The organism is Helicobacter didelphidarum (assembly GCF_003364195.1).
Classification (GTDB): Bacteria; Campylobacterota; Campylobacteria; order Campylobacterales; family Helicobacteraceae; genus Helicobacter_A; species Helicobacter_A didelphidarum.
The window spans coordinates 24,338-42,791 of sequence record NZ_NXLQ01000010.1 but is presented as its reverse complement, the minus strand read 5'-3'; the positions used below and the strand labels follow the sequence as shown (position 1 = coordinate 42,791).

Sequence of the window (18,454 nt, the reverse complement as noted above, 5' to 3'; positions counted from 1 at the left end):
TCCGTATAATTTTTGTTTGTATAATATTCTTTGAATGAATCGGTAATTATAATATAAAAAGTGAAAAATATTTATTAACTTACTGGAAAATAAAATATTTCATTCTTTTTCCTTATCGAGTAATATTTGGATTGTGATAAAGGAGTGTTTTTTTCAATAAGTCTTCTAATTGTATATTTTTCCCGAGTAATTTCTCATAGATTATAAAATTTGCTAATACACGCATACCATAAAGTCTTGATTCTTCATACGGGATTAATTCCATGCTAAGCCATGGTTCGTATGCACGATTTTTTAAAAATAATTCATTTTTTGCAAGCAATCGTCTAAGAAACCCTGGACCACCATTATAGGCATAAGCTACAAAAAGGGGATTTTTATATTCTTTTTGTAATACTTTTATAAAATGTCGTCCCATTTCAAGAGAAGTTTTTGGGTCAAACAAATCATTATACTCAATGTCATTTCTCCCCATTTCTTTTGCAAAGGGTTTTACATTTGCAGGCATTATTTGCATGATTCCAAGTGCAAATGAACGAGAAATAAGAGTTGGAATAAAATGGCTTTCTTGTCTTGCGATCGAAAAGACAAAGCTTTGTTCTTCTGTGCTATTCCATTTTATTAATCCCTCATAAGGTGTAAGGTAGTAATTTGTAGAATATTTATCAATCTTTTGCATAAGGTAGGCAAGCTGTGGCATTGTATCTTTATAGGAAAAATAAGGCACAACCTTTGCAAGTTTAACAGGGTCACTTGTGTTAATCATTGTAGAAGAGATATTTTGCCAAATGTATGGATCGCGAATGTCAAAGGGTGGATTATCAAGAGCAAGCGATGGAAGCTTATTGATGATTACAAAGCTAGGAGTTTTATTGAGCTTTTGGCTTGCATAAATGCTAAAGATATTTGCATTTTTACTTTTTAAGAGTTGTTCTAGATATTCTTTTTTTTCACTGACAAGATATTGCCAAAATATTGCCCTATCAATAAAAAACCCAAGAGTAGTAGAATTTTGTGCCCTTTTAAAATATGTCATTGCTTTCTCTTTTGAACCAAAGCGAAGTTCATTTATTCCAAGTAAAAAAAGTGTATTATGTGGAGCTTGTGTAATATCTGCTTGAAGCAAAAGAGTTTTTATATTGTTGAGATTTGAGGCTAAAATGGCATTATTGAGAATATTATAGAATCCATTTGTTTTATATTCGCTTAATCGTTTAAAATCTTGTGCTGGTTTCTCTGTTGTGATTTTGTGTTTCTCATCACTATTAAGTGCATGATATACCATTGTAAAGACAATAGAGTTTTCTTTAAAAAGGTCTTTGGTGCGGTTTTGTGAATGTAAGATCGCAATAGCTCGTGCAGTGTCTTTATAAGTTTTTTCAATGCGTTTTATAATTGTGTCTGTTTCTGTTTTTGAGAGAGTTTTGAATGCTGCTAAATGATTTCTTATAGATGCTATAAGGCAAACATCATCTTGCTTTAGTGCAATTTTTACTCCCATTTTTGAACATTCAATATCGCGAGGGAGTTTTTCTGTTTTTCCAAGATTATTAAGTACCTTGCGAAGATAAGGGTTTTTTGCATTTAGCATTTTATAAACTTCATTAATCTCTTTTGCATTTAACTTATTGTCATTTAAATATTGCCAAATATAAAAATCTCGCACAATCCCTTTTGGTTTATCTTTGATATAATAATCAAAAAAATCTTTTCCACGTAAATGTGTTCCTGCGTGTGTTGGTTTATCAGTTGTAATAAGTTGTGTTGCTGGTTTTTTGTTTGTATTAATATTTGTTTGTGGTATTGTAGTATGAAAATTTGGTGTGTTGGCATTGTGTGAATGTGTGTGTGTGTTTGTCGTAGAATTGATTTCATTATTTGCGAATATATTGTTTTGTGTATGTAGCTTCTTTTGATTTTGTGTTTGGTTATGATAAGATTCTAAGGTCATTTCATGGTAAGGCAAAGTAGTAGAGCGATTTTTGAAGTTTTCATAAGGCTTATACGATTTCGTTTGGCTTGTGCCAAATTCTATAATGCTATCAGCATACGCAAAACAACATGTTAGCCATAATGTTTGAATATATTTCATTATAATAGTCTCCTTATTTAAAAATATTTTGAAAGAAACTTTGAGTTGTTCTATTTATTGGAATAATAAAATAGTTAAGTTAAAGTTTATTATAATCTAAAATAAAGAATCTTTTATCATATTTTAGGGCATTTTTATTTTTACAATTAAAATTATGGAATTATTTTTCGATTGTTTCCATAATTTTCTCAATATCTTTTTTACTGCCTAAGAATAATACGACATCACCGCGTTGCAAGATAAAGGTAGATTCTATATCAAGCTCCCATGAATCTCCGCGACGCACAGCTACGATTTTGACATTATCTTCTTCTCGTATAGTTCCAACAGATCGCTTTACAAAATAACTTGTTACAACAGCCTTGCATGCACGCATATTTGCACTAAGTTCAATATCTTCTGCATTAGATTCTGTAAGTTCGCTAAGTAGTCGTTTTGCTGCTTGTTTCTCTGCATAAATTACTTCATCAACACCAAGCTTCTCTAATATCGCCCCGTGTGTAGATGAAATAGCTTTTGCAATAACTTTTTTATTGCCCAGCTCTTTTAATGCCATAACCGTTAGAATACTTGCTTCTATATTTTCTCCAATGCTCACAATAACTATATCTAATTCGCTGACACCTGCTTCTTTAAGTGCCATTTTGTCTGTGCAATCAAGGACAAATATTTGTTCAGCTTTATCGCGTAATTCTACAAAACTAGATTCTAAATTATCGCATAAAATAACACTTTCACCACTTTCAACAAGCCCTAAAGCTACATGATACCCAAATTTTCCTAAGCCTAAAACTGCAAAACTCTTTGCCATATCTTTCCTTTTTATTTAAATTAAAATTTTTTCTTGTACATATCTTGTATGTTTTGTTTTTGAACCACCAATAAAAATAAGAGTAAAAGCCATAATGCCAATTTTACCAGAAATCATTAAGAATATTATAATGATTAATCCGATTGTATTAAAGTCTGCACATAAACTTAGTGTGCCACCACGATCACCCATAGAAAGACCAACGGTGCTAAAAGCTGAAAGAGTCTCAAAGGCTAAAGGAAGAAACTTGACATCAGGCTCAAAAATAGAAAGAAAAAATGTAGCCACAGAAAAATAGATTACAGCAATAATAAACACACAAAATGCACGGGATACAATATCTTGTGGTATTGTGCGACCAAACATAATAGTATCTTTTCGATTATTGATAATTGCAATGGAGAGTGCTACCAATATCGCAAAGGTTGTTACCTTAATGCCTGCTGCTGTGCCACCTGGACCACCACCAATAATCATGAAAAACATTGAAAAGAACATAGTTCTATCATCAAATCCACTAATGTCAAAAATATTAAATCCAGCAGTTCTATAATTTGCTGACATAAAAAAACCATTAATGAGTTGTTCCCAAAAAGGGATATTTGCTATTGTTTTTGGGTTATTCCATTCAAATATTAAGACATTAAAAACACCACATACCAAAAGTATCCCTGTCATGGTAATTGTAACGCGTGTATTTAAGCTTAATCTTGTAGGAGATTTTTTGTGTGTAAAGATTCCATTATAACGAGTGCGTAAATAACAATGCTTAGAAATCTCAATAGAAGAAAGATACCCGAGTCCACCAATAATAATAAGCAATGAAAGAACAATATTTACAAAAACATCTGCTTGATATGGCAATAATCCATCTTTTAAGTTTGTAAATCCAGCATTATTAAATGCTGTAATCGTATGCATTATTCCAACCCACAATCCTTCTTTAACATCTCCTATTTGCCATATAAAATAAGGACATAAAAGCATTGCACCAATACATTCTGTAATTAACACAAAAAATAGAGCATTGATGATGGCTCGACCAATGCCATTTAGCGAATTATTATTCAAACTATCTACAACATTGATAAGATCTTTTTCTGATGCACTTAATCTATTGCCAACCATAAGATAAATAATGCCAGCCATACTCATATGCCCAAAGCCACCAAGTTGTATTAATATTACAATAACGATTTGTCCATAAATTGTAAAGTCTAATCCTGTGTTTTTAATCACAAGACCTGTGCAAGTCATAGCAGAAGCACTTGTAAAGAAAGCTTCAAGAAAACTTATATTCGTATTATACATTGGGGGCATTGCAAGCAAGAGTGTTCCTATAAGAATCACTCCTAAATAACCAGCTAATAGAACCTTGATACTTTGAAATTGCATTATCTTTTCCTAAAATTCCTTGAAACAAAAAATTGTTTATTTTTAAAAATATGCTATAAACTTGAAGCGTGCATTATAGCTTAGATTTTTAATAGAGTTATATAATTTTCATACATTTCTCAGTTTAAATGTCCTAGCGATTCTTAAAGAATATCATAAACTAAAGAAAAGTTCTCATATTTGTATAAAATTTATTAAAAATAGTGAATCAAGCAGTAAAATAGAAAAATGAGATTATAGAGATTATCTCTTAAGAGCAGTTATTTTTGCATAGCATTTTACTATTTCTTCAGACACAATATATCAAATATTACAGAATCTAAATTCAAAATTTTAGCTATAATTCTATATGTAGATTTTAATGTGAGGACAATACATGAGGTATTTGTTATTAACAAGAGGTATGCCATTTTGTGGGAAAACAACATGGATACAACAATATAATTTGCAAGATTATACACTTTCTTCGCAGACTTTTAAAGATCTAACTCAAAGTCCAATGCTTGATGAAAATGGAAAGACTATTCGTGCAAATAATAATGATAAAATCGCCTTTCAAATGCTTTTTGTTGCTTTAGAATCTCGTATGGCAAAAGGTGATTTTATCATTGTCGAAGATAACCATATTGCAAAATCTTACTTCAGTAATTACAAAGAGATGGCAAAAAATTACGCTTATAAAATTTTTATTGTAGATTTTAGCAGTATCCCATTTGATGAAATCAAAAAACGCAATCAAAATGCACAGGAATATATTTATATGGAATCTGAATTAGAATCTCTTTATAAAGATTTGCAATTATCAGAAATCCCAATTAAATGCGATATTATTGAACCCAGTGAAATCAAAAAATTTCTTCATGTTGAGCCAAAAAATCTGAATGGCTATAAGGTAATTCATCATATTGGAGACATTCAGGGATCATTTTCTGTGCTTAAAAAATATTTAGGCACAATGAAAGATGATGAATTTTATATTTTTTTAGGGGATTATATTGATAGAGGATTCCAAAATTATGAAGTATTAAAGTTTTTGCTTACTATTGTGGATAAGAAGAATGTGTGTTTGATTGAAGGTAATCATGAAAAATGGTTATGGCATTGGGCAAATAATAAAGAGGTGGAATCACGTGAGTTTCGTCTTAATACCCAACTAGAACTTGAGCAAAAAGGTTTTAGTAAAAATGAGGCAAAACAATTATATCAGAAACTTATACCATACTTTTTTTATAGATTTCATGACAAACGCGTGATTTGTACACATGGTGGTCTTTCAAATGTACCCAAATACCCCCTATTACTTAGTGCATCGCAAAGTATACATGGTGTTGGTGGTTATCTTAATACAAGTGCCATAGCCCAAACATTTAGTAAGAATGCACCAGAAAATTACTACCAATTTTTTGGACATAGAAACAAAACTGCATTACCAATTAGAATTTATGAAAAAAATTTCATTATGGAATCACAAGTTGAATTTGGTGGTTTTTTACGCACAATACAATTAACTCAAAATGAATTTAAAGATACGAGTATTCGCAACACAATTTTTATTTCTAAAGAGGAAAAAGACGCAAAACATGCAATACAAAAATACATTGATTCTGCAAAAGGAAATAAGAAAATCACACTTGAGTCTCATAAGAATCTTCTCTCAATCCGCTTTATGAGTAGAATCAATCAAGATATTCAGCGATCCCCATGCTGTTTTATTCCATGTATTATCGATACAAAATCGTGGCAAATTGCTGGAAGAGGTTATAATGTAAATACAAATAGAACAGAAGAATTTATTGAAAATCATGAATGTCTCAAAAGTTTTATTTTTCCACTACGAGTAAAAAGAAAAATTAGGGGAGTAGAAGCAATTTTATCGTATTATAATGGTAATTTTTTCTATGTATTAGATTGTGTAGTGCAAAATCATTTACCGTATTTTATCTGTCCAAAAGAATTGCGAAAACAACTTATTTCGATATTCAAAAGTCAATCATTTTCTATTCTCTTAACATTACAAGACAAAAAAACTTTTATTTTGCAAGAGATATTGCCAAATTCCCCTCTGGATAATGAAATATATGCGACACTTTTAGAAGAGGTTGCAAAAGTATTGCAGCTTAAAATACAAAAAACTCATTATATGATAGAATCTTATGAAGAATTTTTAAAGTTTTTAATGTGTTTAAGACAATATAATCATTTTCTTGCTAAAGAATTTGAGGCACAAAAAATGGTATTAAAAAAGTTTTATTATGATTCAAAGCGGATAGATTCTGATATTTCTCAAGTAAATGTGCATGAAGTGTGTAACAATATAATAGAAGCCAAATCGCAGCAAATGCTACATTGTAATACAATAACCGCACAATCATGTGATGGTAATTACTCTTTTGAAGAGAAAATGGAGCTTTTTAATCCATTTGTTCTTTTTGATTCTATTGGGAATTTTACTGAATTGCCCCTATTTTATGACAATGAATTACGGGTAATAAAACAACTCATTAAAATATGGAGTGTGCAGGGAAGTATTACCAAATTGCAATGGATTAATAATCCTCTTCGAGAAAGATTTTATGTGTGGTTTCAAGAGTATATTTTGGAATTTAAAAGAGATTCTAAAGGTCATAATAATTTATCACATACACAAGCACAGGAAATCAAAAATTTAAACCATTCTTGCATAAAGAGTGACATTAAAACAATATTGCAAGATAAGCCAATAACACAGTTATGCGAACAACAATCTTTCTTGCATACTATACAAAATATTCCAATAGAATGGATACAAAATGTTTTTTTAAAGGCTCTTGTTATGTCATAGAAAGATTAAATTGTAAATTTAAGTTTTTTTTTTGATACAATAAACTTAAAATATTATTAAGAATTTTGTAAGCAAAATATTGATTTTGAATTACAATATCAAAATTGTTTCATAGTGTAATATTTAAGATTTTTTGTGCAAATTCTTTTGATGTTATATACTTAACATACTACATACTCTTAGTATAATATTGCTATTATTTTCTATATCAATATTGTTTTTAAAATAAAATATAAAATGATATGAAATATTCACAGCAAGGAAGAATTTATTTGTTAAACTTTGATTCTATGGTTTAGTTAGATGAATTTTCTTGACAGAATCATTTGAATTACAAGGAGAGTAAATGCACGAGCTTATTTTAAGCAACGATATATTGATTACTTCAAAAACGGATTTGAAAGGAAATATACTCTATTGCAATCAAGCATTTTTACAGTATGCAGAATATGATGAGAATCATGTGTTATTTAAACCGCACAATATTATTCGTCATAAAGATATGCCAAGAAGCGTATTTAAATTATTATGGGGGCATATCGCACATGGTAAAGAGGTATTTGCTTTTGTAAAAAATCTCACAAAAAAAGGAAATTTTTATTGGGTTTTTGCCAACTTTACATCAAATTATGATAGAAACAATAATATTATTGGTTATTATTCTGTTCGTAGAAAACCAAATCCAAAAGCTATCCATATGATTTCAAATCTTTATAATGAGATTCTGATGATAGAGCAACAGCAAGGTGTTGCAAAGGCAAAGGAAGTGCTTCTGGCAAAAGTCGCAGACAGAGGATTTGAATTTAATGAGTTTATGTTAAAACTTCAAAAGGATGGTGATGTTAAATAAAATATTACTTGCTAGTGCAACTTGTTTATTGGTAGTTCTTCCTATTATAGCTTTTATACAGGGCAATATATTTGTGGGTATTATTGCATTTATTGTACTCATTTTACTTATTGGTTTTTGGATTCTTGAGAATAAAAAAGATATTTTTTTACAAAAAATCATTGCAGTTACGAATAATGCAAAAGAAGGTGATTTTGAGAATAGGGTAATTCATTTAAAGGGCGATGCAAAGCTTGTCCTTTTGAGTGATAATATTAATATTTTGCTTGACAATTTAGAGGCTTTTTTACGCGAAGTAAATACTTCGATTAGTGCTTCGCAACAAAATGAGTTTTATCGTAGAGCTTTGGGTGAAGGATTAAAAGGAACATTTGTAAAAAATATTGATAATATTAATTTTTGCCTCGCAAGCATTGAGGCAAACGCAAAGGAAAGCATACAAAATTCACTTGCACGATCACTGATGAACATGAGTTTAGATAATCAAAATCATGATTTAAAGAATATTAGTAATGATTTATCACAAAATATGTCAGATCTTGAAGATGTGAATACCAATATCCATTCATTGGTGCAAATTTCACGCGACAATCAGGAAAACATGCAAGAAGTATCCCATAGTGTTGAGACACTCTTAGGACTTATTTCGCAAAATAATGATTCTATTACTGGCTTTTCGCAACGATCTAATGATATTGGTAATGTTATTCAATTAATTATCGGTATTGCATCGCAAACAAATCTTTTAGCACTTAATGCGAGTATTGAAGCAGCAAGAGCAGGAGAACATGGAAGAGGCTTTGCTGTTGTTGCTGATGAAGTGAGAAAACTTGCAGAAAATACTCGTCAAGCGACGGATAAAATTTCTCTTGTTATCCAAACAATGCAACAAGAAATCAACTCCATTCAAGTTAGTAGCCAAGAAATTTATCGGATTGTTCAGGATACTCAAGATAAAATTACTTCTTTTAGTCAAGTTTTTGAGAATCTTGGTGAAAGTAGCACAACGCTTAATAAAATTTTTGCCGATATTCATAAAAGCCTTGTGATAAATACAGTCAAAATTGAACATATTGTATACAAGTCTAATACATATTTAAGCTTTAAAATAATGAAACCAGCACAAGATTTTACGCAACATGCTATTTCACATTTATTTGAAGATGAAATTTCAAAAGAATTACTTTTTACACTTATTGACAAAGATAATATTGAACAAAGTAGAAAAGTAATCACAAAATGTGTGATAAACGCATTACAAAAATTAGAAATAAAAGAGCTTAACATACAAGATGTGGATTATATTGTAAAGAATCTTAATGAAATGGAAACTGAAAGTAGAAAAATCATAAACGATCTTGATTTGTCTGTGCAAAAAAGTAAAAATTGATAATTCCACAAAAATCAATATCAGATTCAATAGAATGCAGAATTGAATTTCTAGTTTGCATTTGATGATGAAACGATAATTTGGCAAATAACTCTGAGAAGATTTGGATATTTTTACTATACATTGCTTTGATTGTGTTCTATATTATAAAGTTTTTTCGTTTGTAATTTCACCTAATATAATACTCTAATAATACTACAATGTTTCTACATCATTGGATTTTATATTTTCTTGAGTTATATTTTAGCTATAATATTATATATCAAAACTGAAAGGAAATTTTTGCTAAAGATTCTGTTAGATACTTCAATCATACTTGATGATACAAACAATTTACTTTATCTTCATAATATGGGAAATGAATTGTATATTACAGACATTATATTGGAAGAACTTGATAAAAAGAAAGATCAGCAAAGTGAGAGTGGATATTTTGCAAGAGAATTTTTTCGTTGTATTGCAAATGTTATAAAACTAGATTCTTGTGACAACACATTACCTTATGGAACAAAAGATTTTCACCCTTCATGTGCAAACACAGAATCTTATTTTAGAGATTCACATAAAGAGAAATTAGAAGCATTACCATTGCAAGAAGAATCTTATACAAATTCTTGTATAACACAATCTTTCAAAACTTCGGTTTTAGAACCATTACTAAATGATTTAATTGTTACGCTTGAATTTCATACACAAAATGTGCATGTGCCAATTTCCGTTATTACTCGCTCTTGTTATAAAACTCAATTTATTGATTATGGTTTCAATGATGCACGCATTCGTGAAATTGCCAAAGACTATAATCTTGTATTGCTTACTAATGATATTGCTTTACGAGTGCGTTCAATTGCTGATAATATAGAATCTTATTCCCTTAAACGTACACAAATTAGCAATCCAAAAGAAATCAATTTTATTCATAAGATTTCTCTCCGTCGAGATTTAAGTGATAAAACAAGTTATGAAGAGAGCAAAGAATTTCAAGCGATTACGGACTGGCATATTTTTGAAATTGAAGAGTGCGATTATACTGATAGTGTGCGTTATCTTACAGGAAAAAAATATTTTGGGATAAAGATTCAAAAAAAACTTGAAATCTTGAGTTTAGATTCTCTTATTAAGGAATATAAGCCTTATGTCTTGCCATTAAATATTGAACAAAAACTTGCTTATATAATCCTTACACATACTGCAAATTATCTTAGTATTATTACAGGTAGCACAGGAAGTGGAAAAACACTTATGGCACTACAAGCCGGTATTACATTGCAGAAAATGGGAGTTGTAGATGGAATTGTGTATATGCGTAACACCATCACTGCGAATGATAAAGAAGCAGAATTAGGTTTTCGTAAAGGTGATGAAATACAGAAATTACATTATTTTATGTATCCACTTTTTAGTAGTATTAATTTTATTATTGAGAGTTTGAAAGAACATTCTTTGGCAAAACGTATTGAATACAAAGGCGAAAGCAAGGGGTTTGATAAAGAAGATGCAACGCATTATTTCTTACAAAAGCATAATATTCAAATGTTAGACATTGCACATGCAAGAGGAATTAGCTTGCATAATAAGTTTGTGATTTTTGATGAGGTGCAAAACGCCTCTGATGCGACAATAAAACTTATTGGCACGAGAATGGGTGAAAAAAGTCGTATTGTTTTTTTGGGAGATTATAATCAAATTGACCACCCATATTTGAGTAAATCTCGGAATGGAGCATTGAGCTTACTCAATAAAGCAAAGAATGATGATTTTGTATTTGGCCTGCAATTCAAACATACAATTCGTAGTCAGATTGCAAGATGGTTTGATGAAAGTTTTTAGATTTTGAGTTAGAGAGTGAAAATATACCAAATCTCTTTTTTAATCAATAACTTGTTTTTGTAATTTATTTCATTGTTTCGTTTTTACTGATAGAATCTACTAACTTATCAAGAAGATGATGGAATTGTGTATTTTCTTCTGGTGTAAAAAGATTTTCTATACAACCAATAGTGTTGGTAAAAAGATGCTCTAAACTCTCTAAAAATTGTTCTCCTGCTGGGGTAAGTTTTGCTGTATGTATGCGTTGGTCCTTCGTTGATTTTATTTTTACAACATAACCTTTTGCACAAAGAGATTCTACGCAACGGCTAATTGTGCCTCTGTCTTTATACATAACTTTTGCAAGTTGATTGATATTAAGATGTGCCACATGAAGTGTGTGCATAACCCCTACTTGTTCAAAGCCAATATCAAATTTTCGCAAGTGATTAATGATAAATTTCTTCATTTTTCGTGTTGCAAGAAATAGATGAGGACCGATATGTTCCTTTGATTGGTTTTCTAAAAATCTTAAAATTTCATTTGGTATTTCATCATTTTGATGTGTTTTCATGTGAATTATTTTTTATTCCTTCTTCATAATTTTATAAAATAATATCAAAATTTTTATTTTTTTGCTATCATTTTATTTCGGTGTAGCAGGTAATTGCTTTTTTAAAGAGGAAAGTCCGAGCTACAGAGACAAGATTCCATTTAACAAATGGCTAGGGAGACCTAAGGGAAAGTGCAACAGAAATATACCGCCTTTAAGCAATTTTTTAGAAATTATTAGATTTTTAGAGAATCTTGCGATGTTAAGGTAAGGGTGAAAAGGCAGGGTAAGAGCCTACCGGTTTTTTGGCAACAAAAAATGCTCTGTAAACCCAATTTGTAGCAAGAATAGCAGGTTATCGTCTCATTTAGCTATTCGCTAGAATGATGTTGTGAAATATCATCAAGATAAATAATTACCTTATAACAGAACTCGGCTTATAGCTACACCGGATTTGCTTTAGATATTTACCTCATATTTTCTTTCTCTATAAAGTTTTCAGATAATTATAGTGTATTTTGTAAAGAACTCATAAAAATTCCATGAAATGATAAAAAGGTTATAAATCTATCATTTTGTATAAATTTTGTGTTACAATGTAGCATAGATTAATCGCGAAAGGGGCACAATGCTAGATAAAAAAATGACATTAAATGACTTGAAGGCAAAAAAAAGTAAAGAAAAAATTGTTGCAATTACGGCTTATGACGCACTTATGGCAAAAATTTTTGATGGTGAGGTCGATGTAATTTTGGTTGGTGATAGCTTGAAAATGAGTTTTGGAGGAGAAGATAGCACATTAGGGGCAAGCATGGAGGAAATGATTTATCATTCAAAGGCTGTGAGTAGGGGAGTGAATAAGTCTTTTTTACTTGCTGATATGCCCTTTGGTAGTTATGCAACAAAGGATATGGCATTGCAAAATGCACTGAGATTTTATAAAGAATGCAATATTGATGCATTGAAGCTTGAGGTGGGATTAGAGAAAGAAGAGATTGTGAGATCCTTGTGTGATGAGGGGATTGCCATTATGGCACATATTGGGCTAAAGCCACAATTTATGCGTTTTGATGGAGGATTTAAAATAAAAGGAAAAGAAGAACATGAAGCAAATGAATTAATAGAAACTGCTATTGCGATGCAAGATGCTGGTGCATTTGGAATCTTATGTGAAGGGATTTCTTCAAGTGTTGCACAAAAGATTACACAAGCCTTAAGGATTCCAACTATTGGAATTGGTGCAGGTGTGGAATGCGATGGACAGATTCTTGTATGGAGCGATGTTTTTGGTTTTTTTGATGAGTTTCAACCAAAATTTGTGCGTCATTACTGCAATGGTAAGATTCTGTTAAAAGAAGCTATTGCAAAATACGCACAAGATGTTAAGACAAAGAATTTCCCGAGTGAGCAAGAAAGCTATAAATAAAATAATCTACTTTGAGATGAAATTATCAATAAGATTCTATGTTTTATACAACAAAATGCCAATATAGAATCCTAGGAGAGATAACAAGAATAATACAAGAACAAAGCATTCAATATTGGTTGAATCAATAGAATTATTGGATAATAAGAAATCTAACACACAAGGTAATACTATGAATGCTGATTCTACGATGCAAAACGCTCATCAAAACTACCCCAATACTCAAAACAATGGAAATGCAATAGATTTGCAAAATAATCCACAAGTCCAACAATTATTAACACAACAAAAGATAGAATTTCAACAAGAAATGCAATATCTCATGCAAAACATGAGACAGAATATACTGCAAGAAATGCAAGAACACAATCAACAAGAACAAAATGCCCCACAAGCACCTATATGAGAAATAAGAATATATGGAGTAAAAATGAAAAAACTAATATATCTATAACATTTGTTGTAATATCGCATATAATATAGAGATATTATTTCATGAGTGCAAAATAGAGCATAGTAAGCAATCAGAGACTAGAATATACAAGAAGCAAGAACTAAAAGTATATATCATATACCATTACCATAAAGGAAAACACAATGAATAAGAAAGTAACCTTACAAAATGTAGCAATAGAGAATACAAAATTATCAAGTATTAGAGATTCTATGCGAAGACGACCAAGCAAAGACTTCTTACTAAAGGATTCTAATAATAACTATACGATACATGCAAGAGCATATGTAGATATGATACAAGGTTTAGTTCTCTATTCTACAAATAATGAATTAAGCTATACTCTCACTTCATTTGAGGAATTCTTTTATAGAATGCAGGTAATACCAATGTAGAATTTACCAAAGGTAAATAGGGTTGTGGTAAATTTAGCATCTCATCAATAATTCTAATAATTTATGCAATATATACATACTTTTTCTCTCCTTTTGTATATACATAGAAATCTTTATGCTAGAATATTACAATACAAGTTCTACATTCTAAAAAATAAGTAAATGTAATTCTCTATTCTTAGAATGACTTTCCAAAGATTAAATGTAGTCTTATAGAATCTCATAGAGAAATTTATAATAATCATATTTATTTGAGGAATGAGAATGGAAAAATCGTTTTTAGAACAGCTACAAGCAAGGATATTAGAGGAACAAGGGAAGGAAAAGAATAATGACATTACAAATGAACAAGATACAAACAACACAAGAGACAAGCAGGGAATCAACAAGGAAGCTAGTGGAAGCATTACCGATAGCAAAAGACGAGGAATTAGCACAGATACCCTTATGGCTCTTAGAAGAAATGGAATCGGTAGCATTAGAAATGCGGAGAGAGGATTTGCTACAAATAATACGAACAGAAATAAAAATGAATCTAGAAGCACAGCAGAGAGCGAGGAACGCACAGCAGAGAGCGAGGAACGCACAGCAGTGGCTGAAGGAAGTCAAAGAGTGGGAGCAGGATGTACAAACATTGCACGACTCAGTCATGAATCGTCTCAACTCACAGAAAAAGAATATGCAGAGTTAAAACTTAATCTAGCAAGAGAGAAAGCCATTAAGGCTTATATCAACGAATATACACAGAATTTTCAAAATAACACCTTGCAACAAGGAGCAATCCTCAATCAAAAAGAAATCACTTCATTTATAAATCCCATTGCAGAATCTACACAATCCAAACAAGAACAATCCCCACAAACAGATTCTAACCAACATCTCTATAACCAAGAAAAAGAACTCTTTTATAAATCCTACACAAGACTCACAACAAAATCTCTCCTCAAAGATGCTCAAATAAAAGAAATAAACAATGCCTTACAAAAATACCATGATATTTGTAATAATCCAAACCTTACAGAATATCTGAAACAAGACAAAGAAATAATCAAACAAGTAGAAACCCTACAAACTATGGCTAAGAAATTAGGAATGCAAAGAAGTAGAGAGAGGTAAAGAAAGAGAACTTCCAATTCATTAAGTAAAAATTTTTCCCATTTTTCTTTTCAGTGCTAAGCACGAATGATAGTAAGTGTAACGAATGCTAAAAAAGATTCAAATAATGTTAAAGAAATGAATCAAAATATTATACTTCCTTTTCTCTCATACTGCAAAACACAATGTTTCTCAAATTAAAAAAGACTTCCGTATTCTTAAAAAACTCATTTAAACATAAAATAAGACACGAAAATAACATTAGTAATAAAAAATTACTAAACATATTTTCATCGATTGTAGAGCGTTTTAGATAGTAATAAACGCATATTAAAAAGTAATCAAGAAATATTTTTATATGAGATTACTCAAAATGCATTTATTTATTTGAATATCTTGCTATGTTTTCCTATTTTCAAAGCAACTATTTCTAAAATTTCATTATCTTTTTGATAAATTAGCACCAAATCAGGTTTAATGTGGCAATCTCTAGCACCTTTTAAATTTCCACTTAATGTATGGTCTTGGTATTTTGGCTCTAGTGTTTCGTTATTGCATAATCTTTGTAAAACTTCCATAGTATGCTTTAAATCTTGAGGATTCAGCTTTTTAGCATCTTTAGTGAATCTTTTACTTAAATGAAGTTCATACATTTAGATAATTCCCTCTGCCCTAAAAGCTTCCTCAACACTTTTATAAGTCTTAAGAGTGCCATTTTTTCTTTGTTCTTCAACCTCTTTTATACCTTCTAACACTTCTGCTTCAAATTCAGGGGTATAGCCATTTTCTGTAAGTTCTTCTTTCTCTACTTTTAACTTTGCTTGAGGATAAAGATTAATTACACCTTTTAAAGCCTTTATTAACTTCTCATCTGCATTTGAAATCTTTAATGTTACTTGCATGTTGTCTCCTTTTGTTCTTGTTAGCTTATCTACTCAATCCTTGATTGTTATGAGTTTCTCTCTTTTTACTTGATTGTTGTGCGTTATTGTATTCTATGGTATTATCTGTATTTTGTTGTAATCTATCAGATTGCAAATAAGAATCTCTTTGCTTAGATTCTAATCCCTCTTTATTCATTTCTACTTGATTGATTCTTTCTTTTCTATCTCTATCTCTTTGTTGTTCTGATATTATTTTTCCTTTATTCATTCTATCTCTTTGAATTCTTGCTTCTTGTAATTTATTTTTCTCTAATTGCCTCATTTTCTTTCTTTCTAATTTTTCTTTCTCTTTGATTGCTTTACTTTTTTCTTGAAGTTTTACATATTTTTCTTGCAAAGCTTGTGAAACAAGAGTAAGTAAGTTTTGTAGGTTTGCTTTCTTTATTCTATTTTCAAAATCATTCAAATATTCCATATCATATTGCATATTCTCTTTTGATTGTGTATATGTAAGTAATGCTTGAAATTCTTTTTGGAAATATCGCAATGTTTTTGTATCATATTTTGCTATTTGAGATATATCTTGTTGTTGTGTATTATCATATCTATTTTGTTCATGTCTTTGTTGTGTATATGTATTTTGCTTATGTATCTCTTTCTTCTCTTTTTCATGTTTGTATGTATCTTGTAAGATACTCTTTAAGCTCTTTATTTTTTCATTGAGAATTTGAGAGATTGTAAAAGAATTTTCTTTTAAAAGCTTGTCATAAAACTCATAAGATTCTTGTGTCATTTCCTTATTTTTTATCATTGTATATCTATCTGCATTTTTTAAGATATTGTAGAGATAATCTATATTTTTCTTTGCATGAATAAGAGAGTTTGCAGAGAGCTTTGTTCCTAAGAGTTTTTGTAGTGCAAAGTGAGGATTAACATGTTCTTTATTTGTATCATGAAATGATGAAAGAGAATCTCTTTTTATATTCTGAGATGAAAGAAGAGAATCTTTGTTTGTATTGTGAGGTGAATAAAGAGAATCTTCATGTGTATTATGTGTATTTTGAGATGAGATTATAGAATCAAGTATCTTCTTATCAAGTTGAATAAAATCTTTGATATTCTCTAGTATATGCTTACTCTTCTTTCTTAATTCTCTTTGGATTGCATTAAGTGTCATTATATCATCTGTTGAAAGCGATTTTTTAGAGTGTTGCATAAAATCAAGATAGCTTTGCTTTTCTCTTACATCTGCATAGCATTCTTGTTGATTTTTTATATATTGCTCACGCATGAAATTCATTTGAGATTCTAGACTTTTTGCTACATTGTGAAGCTTCTTGATTTCATTGTTATAGAAGTAGTTTTGTTTTTTGGTTTTTCTTATTTCTTTATTTATTTCTTGAAATTCTTTATAGGCAGAAATTCTTGCAAGATTTCTTTGTTGTCTTTCTTTATTTCTTTTTGCATAAAATCTCTTGCGTTCTTGTAAGGTTTGAAATTCAGGGAGTGCTTCATTCTTTGTTCTTTGTGGAGCAAAACTAAAGTATTTTTCTAAGACTTCTTTCCTTTGCATAAAAAGGGTATCTAATGCAGTATTTCTTTGCTCTAATTTCTTTGAAAAATTCTCAATCTTTTTAGAGATTCTTGCAATACTTTTTTCTAACTTTGTAACAAGATTGAGTTGATTGGAATCTTTGTATTGAAATGAATGTAAATTCTCTTCTAAAAGATTTCTTTTTTCATATGTAGAGGCATTATAGTAATGTAGTCCATAATAATTTAATCCTTGCGTAAAATCATTTCGTAAAGTAGTAAAAAAATCTTTTATTTCATTCTTTTCTTTGAAATGAAGTTTCTTGTGTGAGAACATATTGTTTTTATTGATTAAGACATGGATATGAGGATTATTTTGATGGGTATGGAGGACATAGCAATATTTATACGCATAGAAATTTTTTTGTAAAAGATTCTTGACAGATTTTTCTAATGCTAAGAGATTTTTTGTAGATGGAATCTCTTTGATTGAAAAGCATACATGCCATACTTCTTTTGCATTCTTTTTTCCTGTAAAATCATCATTCCAATCTTTGAATATTTCACTTGCTTTTTGTTGCTCTCCATAGTGATTGATTGCAGCATGTTCCTCTGCATTTTGTATGATATAACGCAAGGCATTTTTAAATCCATTCACAGAGAGATTAGAGAGTAGTTTTACAATAGCTTGTTTTGCAATAAAAGGATAGCTTCTATGCTTTTGTAATAAAGAGAGATTTGCAGGGGGATTTTTATACTCTTTTATTTCTTTGTAGAAAGTATGTTTTATCTTCTCAAAATCGAATAAAAAAGATTCTAATTTTTTTACATTTGGAGCTTTAAAAACACTACTCATGAGAATCCTTTTTTATGAAATTTTTATTGTATTTCTATTAATTTTATTGAAGCTTACATTCTAGCATACATTCAAAGAATCTTCTATGTC

The 18,454-nt window shown here is 30.0% G+C and carries 15 protein-coding genes and 1 other RNA gene; 9 read left to right on the top strand and 7 right to left on the bottom strand.

Annotation, left to right across the window (positions count from 1 at the left end):
* Positions 1 to 112: 112 nt before the first annotated feature.
* The 3 genes from CQA53_RS05750 to CQA53_RS05740 all read right to left on the bottom strand — a co-directional run bounded on the left by CQA53_RS05750 (position 113) and on the right by CQA53_RS05740 (position 4,298).
* Positions 113 to 2,092, bottom strand: coding sequence for a lytic transglycosylase domain-containing protein (locus tag CQA53_RS05750; protein ID WP_115543072.1), 1,980 nt, complete (start codon positions 2,090 to 2,092; stop codon positions 113 to 115).
* 160 nt (positions 2,093 to 2,252) lie between these two features.
* Entirely contained in the window at positions 2,253 to 2,903 is a 651-nt protein-coding gene (locus tag CQA53_RS05745; RefSeq protein ID WP_115543071.1) for a potassium channel family protein, read from the bottom strand.
* A gap of 15 nt (positions 2,904 to 2,918) precedes the next feature.
* Positions 2,919 to 4,298, bottom strand: a complete 1,380-nt coding sequence (locus CQA53_RS05740; protein WP_115543070.1) for a potassium transporter TrkG — start codon at positions 4,296 to 4,298, stop codon at positions 2,919 to 2,921.
* Between the two features lie 376 nt (positions 4,299 to 4,674).
* Here CQA53_RS05740 and CQA53_RS05735 point away from each other — a divergent pair, with 376 nt between their 5' ends.
* The 4 genes from CQA53_RS05735 to CQA53_RS05720 all read left to right on the top strand — a co-directional run bounded on the left by CQA53_RS05735 (position 4,675) and on the right by CQA53_RS05720 (position 11,189).
* A complete protein-coding gene (locus CQA53_RS05735; RefSeq protein WP_115543069.1) occupies positions 4,675 to 7,119 on the top strand; it encodes a metallophosphoesterase in 2,445 nt (814 codons plus the stop codon).
* 346 nt (positions 7,120 to 7,465) lie between these two features.
* On the top strand, positions 7,466 to 7,969 hold the full coding sequence (locus tag CQA53_RS05730; protein ID WP_115543068.1) for a PAS domain-containing protein: 504 nt from the start codon (positions 7,466 to 7,468) through the stop codon (positions 7,967 to 7,969).
* Positions 7,959 to 9,359, top strand: coding sequence for a methyl-accepting chemotaxis protein (locus tag CQA53_RS05725; RefSeq protein ID WP_115543067.1), 1,401 nt, complete (start codon positions 7,959 to 7,961; stop codon positions 9,357 to 9,359). Before CQA53_RS05730 ends, CQA53_RS05725 begins: the two co-directional genes overlap by 11 nt.
* 282 nt (positions 9,360 to 9,641) lie before the next feature.
* Positions 9,642 to 11,189 carry a PhoH family protein gene (locus tag CQA53_RS05720; RefSeq protein WP_115543066.1) on the top strand — a complete coding sequence of 516 codons (1,548 nt, stop codon included), beginning with the start codon at positions 9,642 to 9,644 and terminating at the stop codon, positions 11,187 to 11,189.
* Positions 11,190 to 11,253: 64 nt separating this feature from the next.
* On the opposite strand, the gene CQA53_RS05715 is transcribed toward CQA53_RS05720, so the two are convergent.
* Positions 11,254 to 11,742: a MarR family winged helix-turn-helix transcriptional regulator gene (locus CQA53_RS05715; RefSeq protein WP_115543065.1), complete on the bottom strand. Its 489-nt coding sequence runs from the start codon at positions 11,740 to 11,742 to the stop codon at positions 11,254 to 11,256.
* Between the two features lie 77 nt (positions 11,743 to 11,819).
* Here CQA53_RS05715 and rnpB point away from each other — a divergent pair.
* The 5 genes from rnpB (at position 11,820) to CQA53_RS05690 (ending at position 15,112) form a co-directional block, all read left to right on the top strand.
* Positions 11,820 to 12,177: RNase P RNA component class A (gene rnpB / locus CQA53_RS05710), an RNA gene on the top strand.
* A gap of 172 nt (positions 12,178 to 12,349) precedes the next feature.
* A complete protein-coding gene (gene panB, locus CQA53_RS05705) occupies positions 12,350 to 13,147 on the top strand; it encodes a 3-methyl-2-oxobutanoate hydroxymethyltransferase (RefSeq protein WP_115543064.1) in 798 nt (265 codons plus the stop codon).
* Positions 13,148 to 13,262: 115 nt separating this feature from the next.
* Positions 13,263 to 13,553: a hypothetical protein gene (locus tag CQA53_RS05700; protein WP_147290002.1), complete on the top strand. Its 291-nt coding sequence runs from the start codon at positions 13,263 to 13,265 to the stop codon at positions 13,551 to 13,553.
* Positions 13,554 to 13,744: 191 nt separating this feature from the next.
* Positions 13,745 to 13,996, top strand: coding sequence for a hypothetical protein (locus CQA53_RS05695; protein WP_115543062.1), 252 nt, complete (start codon positions 13,745 to 13,747; stop codon positions 13,994 to 13,996).
* Positions 13,997 to 14,260: 264 nt separating this feature from the next.
* The gene (locus CQA53_RS05690; RefSeq protein WP_115543061.1) at positions 14,261 to 15,112 is read left to right on the top strand and encodes a hypothetical protein; all 852 of its coding nucleotides are present in this window, start codon (positions 14,261 to 14,263) and stop codon (positions 15,110 to 15,112) included.
* A 362-nt stretch (positions 15,113 to 15,474) separates the two neighbouring features.
* On the opposite strand, the gene CQA53_RS05685 is transcribed toward CQA53_RS05690, so the two are convergent.
* The 3 genes from CQA53_RS05685 to CQA53_RS05675 are packed head-to-tail and all read right to left on the bottom strand — an operon-like array spanning position 15,475 to position 18,364.
* The gene (locus CQA53_RS05685; RefSeq protein WP_115543060.1) at positions 15,475 to 15,744 is read right to left on the bottom strand and encodes a type II toxin-antitoxin system RelE/ParE family toxin; all 270 of its coding nucleotides are present in this window, start codon (positions 15,742 to 15,744) and stop codon (positions 15,475 to 15,477) included.
* Entirely contained in the window at positions 15,745 to 15,993 is a 249-nt protein-coding gene (locus tag CQA53_RS05680) for a hypothetical protein (RefSeq protein ID WP_115543059.1), read from the bottom strand.
* A gap of 25 nt (positions 15,994 to 16,018) precedes the next feature.
* On the bottom strand, positions 16,019 to 18,364 hold the full coding sequence (locus tag CQA53_RS05675; RefSeq protein ID WP_115543058.1) for a relaxase/mobilization nuclease domain-containing protein: 2,346 nt from the start codon (positions 18,362 to 18,364) through the stop codon (positions 16,019 to 16,021).
* Positions 18,365 to 18,454 lie beyond the last annotated feature (90 nt).